This is a genomic window from Streptomyces milbemycinicus (assembly GCF_002154605.1).
In the GTDB taxonomy this organism is placed as follows: Bacteria; Actinomycetota; Actinomycetes; order Streptomycetales; family Streptomycetaceae; genus Streptomyces; species Streptomyces milbemycinicus.
In genome coordinates, this window is record NZ_MUNE01000871.1 from 1 (window position 1) to 6,711 (window position 6,711).

Here is a 6,711-nt window from a genome sequence, read left to right on the forward strand (position 1 = left end):
CCGTGCGCTACCGCGTGGGCGCCGGCGCTGCCGCCGCCCACGCGGTAGCGCACGGCGCGGACGTTGCGGAAGCCCGGTGGGACGGCCGCGCCGTTGACACCGTCCCCGAAGGTCACTTCGCCGCTGTCGTAATCCACCGTGAACACCCGGTCGTCGGCGCCGTACCCGGCCAGGCTCTCCACCTCTCGCCACCGGGACGAGGTTCCGGCTGTGGTGGCGGCCGAGGTGCCGAACACGTCGCCGCCCGCGTCGTCGTCGACCTCGATGACCACCGATCCGGCGAGGATGGGCACCTGACTGAGTTTCATACGGCGCCGCCCGGTCGCCGCGGGGTCCTGGACGGGCTGCAGCGGCTCGTCCCGGATGGTGCGGGCGGCGGTGGCGGCGACCACGTTCAGCCGCAGTCCGGACAGCACCGGCGCCGGTCCGGTGAACGCGCCGTGCGCGATCCGCACGCGCAGCCAGCGCAGCCGGGGCCGGGTGGCGGCCGGGGTGCCCGGCTCCCAGGAGCGCGGCACCCGCAGCTCGACGGTCCCGCTGGCGCTGAGCCCGGCCGTGGAGTCCCGTATCAGCTCGGCGGGTACCAGCCGGGTGCCGTCCAGCACGTCCCAGCGCAGCAGCGGTGCGGGCGGCAGCGGGAGGGGCAGCGCCCCGCCCGAGGCCGTGGGCGCGGGGGGCGCGGCCACGACCACGATGCCCAGCGACAGCCGCGGGTAGGGGCCGGCCGGTCCGGCGAGCCCGATCCACAGCCCGTTGCCGGGCTCCGGGTCCCGGCCGAAGGGCGCGAAGGGACGGCTGGGCCCGGACGGACCCAGCGGCAGCGGCTCCAGCGTTCCGGCCTCCTGGACGGCGAGGTCGCCGAGGGTGGCCGGGGTGGCGTACAGGTCCTGGTCCGTCTCGTAGACGACCTGCCCCGCCGGGGTCTGCGCCGCGCTCTGGAACCCGGCCGGGACGAGTACGGAGGAGCCGTTCGGCGGGTTCACGGTGAACTCCAGGAGCGCTGCCGCCGCCCCGGCCGGGCGCCGTCGCACGCCCGCGATCGCCAGGTGTTCGGCCAGCGCCTTCTCCGGCAGCCGGTTGACGCGGCCGAGTACGGGTTCGGCCTGGGTGCCGAAGAGGCGGACGAGCGCGACGCCCGCGTCCTGGCGGTCGGGGTCGGTCCAGTCCGGGGTGTAGCCCGCGATCCGGCCGCGTACCTCGGCGCGGACCGCCTCGCGGGTGGCGTCGACCAGTTCGGGCCCGCCGCCGGTCGGTCCGGGGCCGGGCACGATCCGCCCGTCGGCTCTCTCCTGTTCCCGAGCGTCCCGCTCCCACCACACGTCGCCGGTCATACCAGCCCCTCCCCCGGTTCGACGGCGGGCACGATCCGGGTGCGGACCGTCCGCAGGACGGGAAGCGCCCCGGCCCCGAGCGGCACCTCGTCGCACGCCTCGAAAGCCCCGTCCGAGTCCACCCCGTCGAGGCCGATCGCCACCGCGGCGATGTCCCCGAGGTCCCCCAGCGCCCGCTGCGCGGCCCGCAGCAGGGCGGAGGGCCGCAGCGGCTGTCCGAACGGCCAGCCGTCCTGGTCCTCACCGCCCACGAGCGGGTCGAGGAAGCGGCGCAGCGCCGCGGTGACCACGGTGGACACGCGGCTGCGGTCGGCCGGGTCGCCGGACAGGTCGACGCGCAGCGTCACTTCGCGATAGCGGGGCGGGCGGACGATGACCTCGGAGGTGAGCAGCCGCGCCTGTGCCAGGCGGGCGGCGACCGCGCACACCATGCCGGGGTCGGGGAGCGGCGCGGCGACGAAGTCCTCGCGGTCGAGGTCGTCCCGGGGCGCCGCCGGGACGATATGGACGCTCACCGCGCCGGGCACCGTGGCACACGGGAAGCCGGGGTGTTCGCCGAGGGACGGGTACGCGCGGGCGACGGCGACGCCCGGGGTCGTACGGGCCAGGGTGACGTAGTCGGCGGCGGTGACCGCGCGGGTCACCTCCCCCAGGGACGCGGCAGCGCGCCGGCGCGCCTCGGTGACCGTCTCCGGGTCCGTGCCGCCTTCGGCCCGTACGAGGTTGGCGGCCGAGACCGCGCCCGGCGGGGCCGGAAGGTCCGGGGCCGCCAGCCAGTTGCCGGTCATACCGCCGTTGCCGCCTCGGCCGCCGCCGGTCGCGTACTCGATCTGCGCGTCCGGGCCGGGGCGGGGGATGCGCCCGGTGAGTCCGTCGCCGAAGACCACCGCGCCCTCGGTCCGGTCGAGTACGAAGATCCGGTCGGCCGGTGCGCCGAAGGTGAAGTCCGGCACCGGCTGCCACTGCTGACCCGCCAGTTGCACGGTCGCCTCCAGCAGGCGGTCGGCGGCGTCCGGGAGGACCAGATGCTGGCCGGGCAGTTTGAGCCACGCGTCGATCTGCTCCTGGAGATCGCTGCCGCGCGCGGTGCGGCGCCTGAGGTGGTGTGCGGCACTGACGTTGACGGCGAGTTGGAGGAGGCGGGGCGGTGCCGCGTAGGTGGCGGCCGGGGTCGACACCAGGAGTCCGGTGTCCCGTGTGGTCCAGCCGGCCGGGGGGTGCAGCCGGACGACACCGGACCGTCTGAGCCCGGCCGTGCCGTCCTCTACTTTCTCGAACGCGCCGGAGACATCCGTGCCCGGCCGGAACCAGGACCAGGTCAGCTCCGCGGGAGGCGGCACATCGGCGACCGCCCCGGGCAGCCATGACGGCGCGGACGCGGCGGGCGCGTCCAGTTCGACAAGCAGGCAGATCGGGCCGGGCGCGGGGTGCGCTCCGGTGAGCGGCAGGGTGAACCGGACCTGTGCCGGGGCACCGTCGCCCGCCAGCAGCGCGACACCGCGGCGGGCCCGCAGGTCCGCCGTACGGTCGCGATCGGTCCACACGGTGACCTCGCCGTCCTCGGCGAGCGGGAAGACGGCCACGTCGTCCGCGAGGGTGAAGACAATCTGCCCCGCCGGGTCCCGGGTCAGCTCCGTCCCGGCGGGGACGACCGGGACGGCGGTGTCCGCCTGCAGTGCGTCGACGCGCAGCACGGTGGCGGCGGGGCGGGCGGGGAGCGGCGGTTCGAGGCCGAGCAGCCGCAGTACGGCGACGACAAGCGCGTCCGGCACCTGGTCGAGCCAGTACAGCCGCTGTTCGAGGAGGTGGGCGAGGAGTTCGAGGAGGGTGATGCCGGGGTCGACGGGCGCGTGCAGCGTCCAGGTGCCGTCCGATTCGGCGGGGATCCGCCGCCGGATGGCCGCCATCATGTCGGCCCAGGTGAGGTCGTCGAGCTTCGGCGCGGGCAGTGTCATGATGTGCCCCCGGTGAGGCCCGTAAGGCCTGTGAGGCCGGTGTAGAACGGGAACACCAGGTTGGCCTTGGTGTTGCTGCGCCGGATGCGGTAGACGACCGAGACGGTGATCCGCGACTCGTCGGCCGGGTCGGCCTCCGCGCGTACCTCTTCCAGTTCCACTCGCGGCTCGTGGTCACGGACCGCGGTGGCGATCGACTGCTCCAGGTCGCGCAGGTTCTGCACGCTGCCGGGCGCGAACACCAGCTCGTGGGCGCGAGTGCCCAGGTCGGGCCGCATGACCCGCTCGCCGACGCCGGTGAGCAGCAGCGCCCGCAGACAGTGCTCGATGCTCTCCTCGCCGACGGCGTACCCGAGCCGCCCGGACGCGTCGGGCAGGATCGGGAACCGCCAGCCGGTCCCCAGGAACTCCTCGCTCATGCCGTCCTCGCCTTCTTGGCCAGTACGGCGGGGGTCAGCGGCGGGGTCGGCGGGCCGGTCGGCCCGGCGGCGGAGGGGTGGGTGTGCGCATTGAACGCCTGGAGCAGCGCGTTGCCGAGTACGAGCGGTTCGGTGGCGCCGCCGCCGAGGTCGATGGAGGGGGAATCGAGTGTCACCTTCGGGGCCTTGAGGGTGATCTCGCCCTGCGCGGTCACGGTGACGCTGCCGCCCTCGGCCGCGGTGATCCGGATCGCCTTGCCCTGGTCGTCGAGCTCCACCACATGTCCGGCGGCGGAGGTGATCTTCACGGCGGCCTTGGACTGGGTGTCGTCCAGCAGCACTTCGTGGCCGTGCCGGGTCCGGATGAGCTTCTGATCGCGGCCTTCGGTGCGGGCGGTCGGCGGTTTGTCCTCGCCGTTGTAGAGGCCGCCCAGGACGATCGGGTACCGCATGTCCCCGTGGACGAACGCGACCAGCACCTCGTCGCCCTTCTCGGGCACGAACACCGAGCCGTAGCCGCCCCCGGCGTACAGCTGGCTGACCCGGACCCAGTCCGTGACCGTGGTGTCGTCGAACCACGGGAACTTCAGCTTGACCTGGCCTTCGTCATCGCCCTCGTTCTCCACGACGAGCGCTTCGACGACGCCGTAGTAGCGCTTGTCCGTGGAGCGGGCGCGTGGTGTGCCCCTCATGGTCACCGGCCCCCCTGGTGGATCCGCCGTGCGGTGAACTGGGTGAAGAAACCACTGGTGTTGAGGGTGTGCTCGACCCGCTTGACGAAGTACGTGCCCGAGAAGCGGCGGCCGAGGCCGTAGATCTCCAGGTTGTCGCCGGGCCGCAGCTCGGGCAGGCCCGCCACCTTTCCGGTCGCGGTGATGAACTCGTAGGCACGCTCGCGCAACAGGCTGATCGCCAGTTCCCGGGCCTCCTGGTCGCTGCCGACCGGCGCGTCGACCACGACCTCCTGGCGGCCCTGGAGGGTGGACTCGGCGACCTGCGGCCCGCTCTGCCCGTCTGCCGTGTTCTGCCCGGCCGGCAGGTTCTCGGCGGTCGCGGTGAACGCGATCGCCGCTTTGGTACGGGGGTCCCAGCCGCGTACGGTGACTTTGCTGACCTGCTGGGACACCGTCAGCGTCGGGGTGAACTCCATCAGGTTGGGGACCAGCCCCTCGGGCTGGTCGGTGGGGCCGGTGCTCAGCCCCGGTGCGTACGCCAGCCGGTACACCCGGATCGGGCGGCCGTCGCGGCCGTCGGTCGGCTTGATGAAGTACAGCGTGTCCTCGCCGTCCTTCGGGTCCGGCAGGATGTAGCAGTCGAAGTCGAGCCGCTTGGCGCGCTCCAGCAGGAACGTCGCGTCGTCCTGGTTCTTCTGCACCACCAGGTCGTGCGTGGGGCCCTCCCTGGTGACCTCGATGCGCAGATGGTTGCGCTGGGCGATCTGCTCGGCGATGCGCCAGTCCGGCAGATTGCGGTAGATCTTGGTCTCGTTCTCGGTGGGCTTGCGGTCCTTGAGCCGCAGCAGCCCGTCCACCCCGCTGACCTGGACGGTGGGCGAGGCCGCGTCGGTGAACTTCGGGCTGAGCGTGGAGATGGTCCCGGTGGCCACGGTGAGCAGCCGGTCGGCGTAGCCGAGCCGGACCGAGACCCGGCCGCCGAGCCGGAAGCTGGGCGAATCGCTGTGCTTGAACCGCAGGCCCACGTCGTCCCAGTTGTTGAGCGTGAGGTCGAAGCCGGACATCTCGTCGATGTCCCGGTTCACCTTGATGTCGATGATGTCGTTCTTGGTGGACGGGTCCATCTCCAGGCCCTCGATGCGCACATCGAACTCGGGCGCGTACCGGTCGGGCGAGGCGACCTCGGGTGTGGGGGTGCTCATCGCGCGCTCCTCACGCCAGCCGGGGCACGGTCAGCACCCGGCCGGGTCGCAGCTCCCGTGGATCGCTGATGCCGTTGGCCCGCGCCAGCTCCCGCCAGGCGTCGGGCCGCCGGTACAGCGCGGCGGAGATGGAGCTGAGCGTGTCGCCGCGGCGCACCACATAGCTCTTCTCCACCGTGGGCGAGGAGCGCGGGGTCTCGGCGATCTGCGTGGCGGCCGGGCGGAACTCCTTGAGCGAGAGGTCCAGCATGGCCCGCAGCGGCACCCCGTCCGGGCGGAACAGCTGGTAGTTCACGTCCAGCTTCTCCACCACACCGGTGAAGACCTCCTCGTCCCAGACGAACCGGACGACCGGCGGTGCGTGTTCGCGGCTGTCGGGCCGCAGCAGGTTGCGCACCGCGTTGACGTAGGCCTTCCGTACGTTCTCCAGGGTGTCGGAGGTGTCCACCAGCGCCTGGACCGTCAGGGTCTCCGTGCCGCCGCGGACGTACTGCAGGGGCGGTGTCTCCAGGCCGGGGATGGTGATCTCGGCGAATGTGTTGCTCTTGCTCAGCTTGTAGTCGGTGGGGTTGAACCGCAGCGGGATCCGCCGCTGCCGCTCATCGGCGATCACCGGCCGGACGATCTCCAAGCGGGCCCGGGCGGAGCCCTGACGTGCGAAGGACACCGGTGTGACGCTCATGACGCCTCCCCGTCCCCGAAGCGCCGTTCGCTCTCGGTGTGCCTGGCGCGCGCGCACTGGTCCTCGTACAACTTCGCCCATGCCTGGATGTGCTTGTTGAACAGGCGGGTGAACACGGCGCCGTCGTCGCCGTCCACCTGGAACCGGACCTCGAGCTGGTGAATGGTCACCTTCGGCACGCCGGTCACCTCCCTTGACTCAGGCGCGGCAAGGCGTTCGCCGCGGCGTCCTGCAGGACCTTCGTCAGCCCCTCGTGCGCGATCTCCAGCGACTCGATGGCGATCGCGTTCTGCTCCGCGTGCAGGTCCGGGCCGCTCCACTTGGCGGCGAGCCCGCCGTGGAAGGCCCACGCCGCGCCGGGCACCCCGTCCGGGCCGAGCACGATCACCGCGCCGTCGCGGCGGGCGCCCAGCGAATCGGCGAGCCCGGCCTGGTACCAGGCCCACAG

Annotated in this window: 8 protein-coding genes; all 8 read right to left on the minus strand. The window is 72.9% G+C overall.

The genetic code is table 11. The features are described from left to right. On the minus strand, positions 1-1,331 hold a 1,331-nt coding region (locus CCN51_RS47975; RefSeq protein WP_483883475.1), incomplete at its 3' end, for a baseplate J/gp47 family protein. Beyond that, a complete protein-coding gene (locus CCN51_RS47980; protein WP_086861038.1) occupies positions 1,328-3,286 on the minus strand; it encodes a putative baseplate assembly protein in 1,959 nt (652 codons plus the stop codon). The genes CCN51_RS47975 and CCN51_RS47980, both read right to left, overlap by 4 nt. Then, positions 3,283-3,705 carry a GPW/gp25 family protein gene (locus CCN51_RS47985; protein WP_014173096.1) on the minus strand — a complete coding sequence of 141 codons (423 nt, stop codon included), beginning with the start codon at positions 3,703-3,705 and terminating at the stop codon, positions 3,283-3,285. The genes CCN51_RS47980 and CCN51_RS47985 overlap by 4 nt, the downstream gene beginning before the upstream one ends. Next, the gene (locus CCN51_RS47990; RefSeq protein WP_238545255.1) at positions 3,702-4,397 is read right to left on the minus strand and encodes a phage baseplate assembly protein V; all 696 of its coding nucleotides are present in this window, start codon (positions 4,395-4,397) and stop codon (positions 3,702-3,704) included. Before CCN51_RS47990 ends, CCN51_RS47985 begins: the two co-directional genes overlap by 4 nt. 2 nt (positions 4,398-4,399) lie before the next feature. Then, complete coding sequence (locus CCN51_RS47995) at positions 4,400-5,581, minus strand: phage late control D family protein (protein WP_014173098.1); 1,182 nt, start codon at positions 5,579-5,581, stop codon at positions 4,400-4,402. A gap of 10 nt (positions 5,582-5,591) precedes the next feature. Then, positions 5,592-6,263, minus strand: coding sequence for a CIS tube protein (locus tag CCN51_RS48000; RefSeq protein ID WP_014173099.1), 672 nt, complete (start codon positions 6,261-6,263; stop codon positions 5,592-5,594). After that, complete coding sequence (locus CCN51_RS48005) at positions 6,260-6,451, minus strand: putative phage tail protein (RefSeq protein ID WP_014173100.1); 192 nt, start codon at positions 6,449-6,451, stop codon at positions 6,260-6,262. The genes CCN51_RS48000 and CCN51_RS48005 overlap by 4 nt, the downstream gene beginning before the upstream one ends. Further along, positions 6,448-6,711: phage tail protein (locus CCN51_RS48010; protein WP_143676150.1), on the minus strand; the 264-nt coding region annotated here is incomplete at its 5' end. The genes CCN51_RS48010 and CCN51_RS48005, both read right to left, overlap by 4 nt.

Bases quoted from the DNA above. Each gene is read 5' to 3' on its own strand.
- CCN51_RS47995 (WP_014173098.1), bottom strand. From the start codon at position 5,581: ATGAGCACCCCCACACCCGAGGTCGCCTCGCCCGACCGGTACGCGCCC.
- CCN51_RS47985 (WP_014173096.1), bottom strand. From the start codon at position 3,705: ATGAGCGAGGAGTTCCTGGGGACCGGCTGGCGGTTCCCGATCCTGCCC.
- CCN51_RS48000 (WP_014173099.1), bottom strand. From the start codon at position 6,263: ATGAGCGTCACACCGGTGTCCTTCGCACGTCAGGGCTCCGCCCGGGCC.
- CCN51_RS47990 (WP_238545255.1), bottom strand. From the start codon at position 4,397: ATGAGGGGCACACCACGCGCCCGCTCCACGGACAAGCGCTACTACGGC.
- CCN51_RS47980 (WP_086861038.1), bottom strand. From the start codon at position 3,286: ATGACACTGCCCGCGCCGAAGCTCGACGACCTCACCTGGGCCGACATG.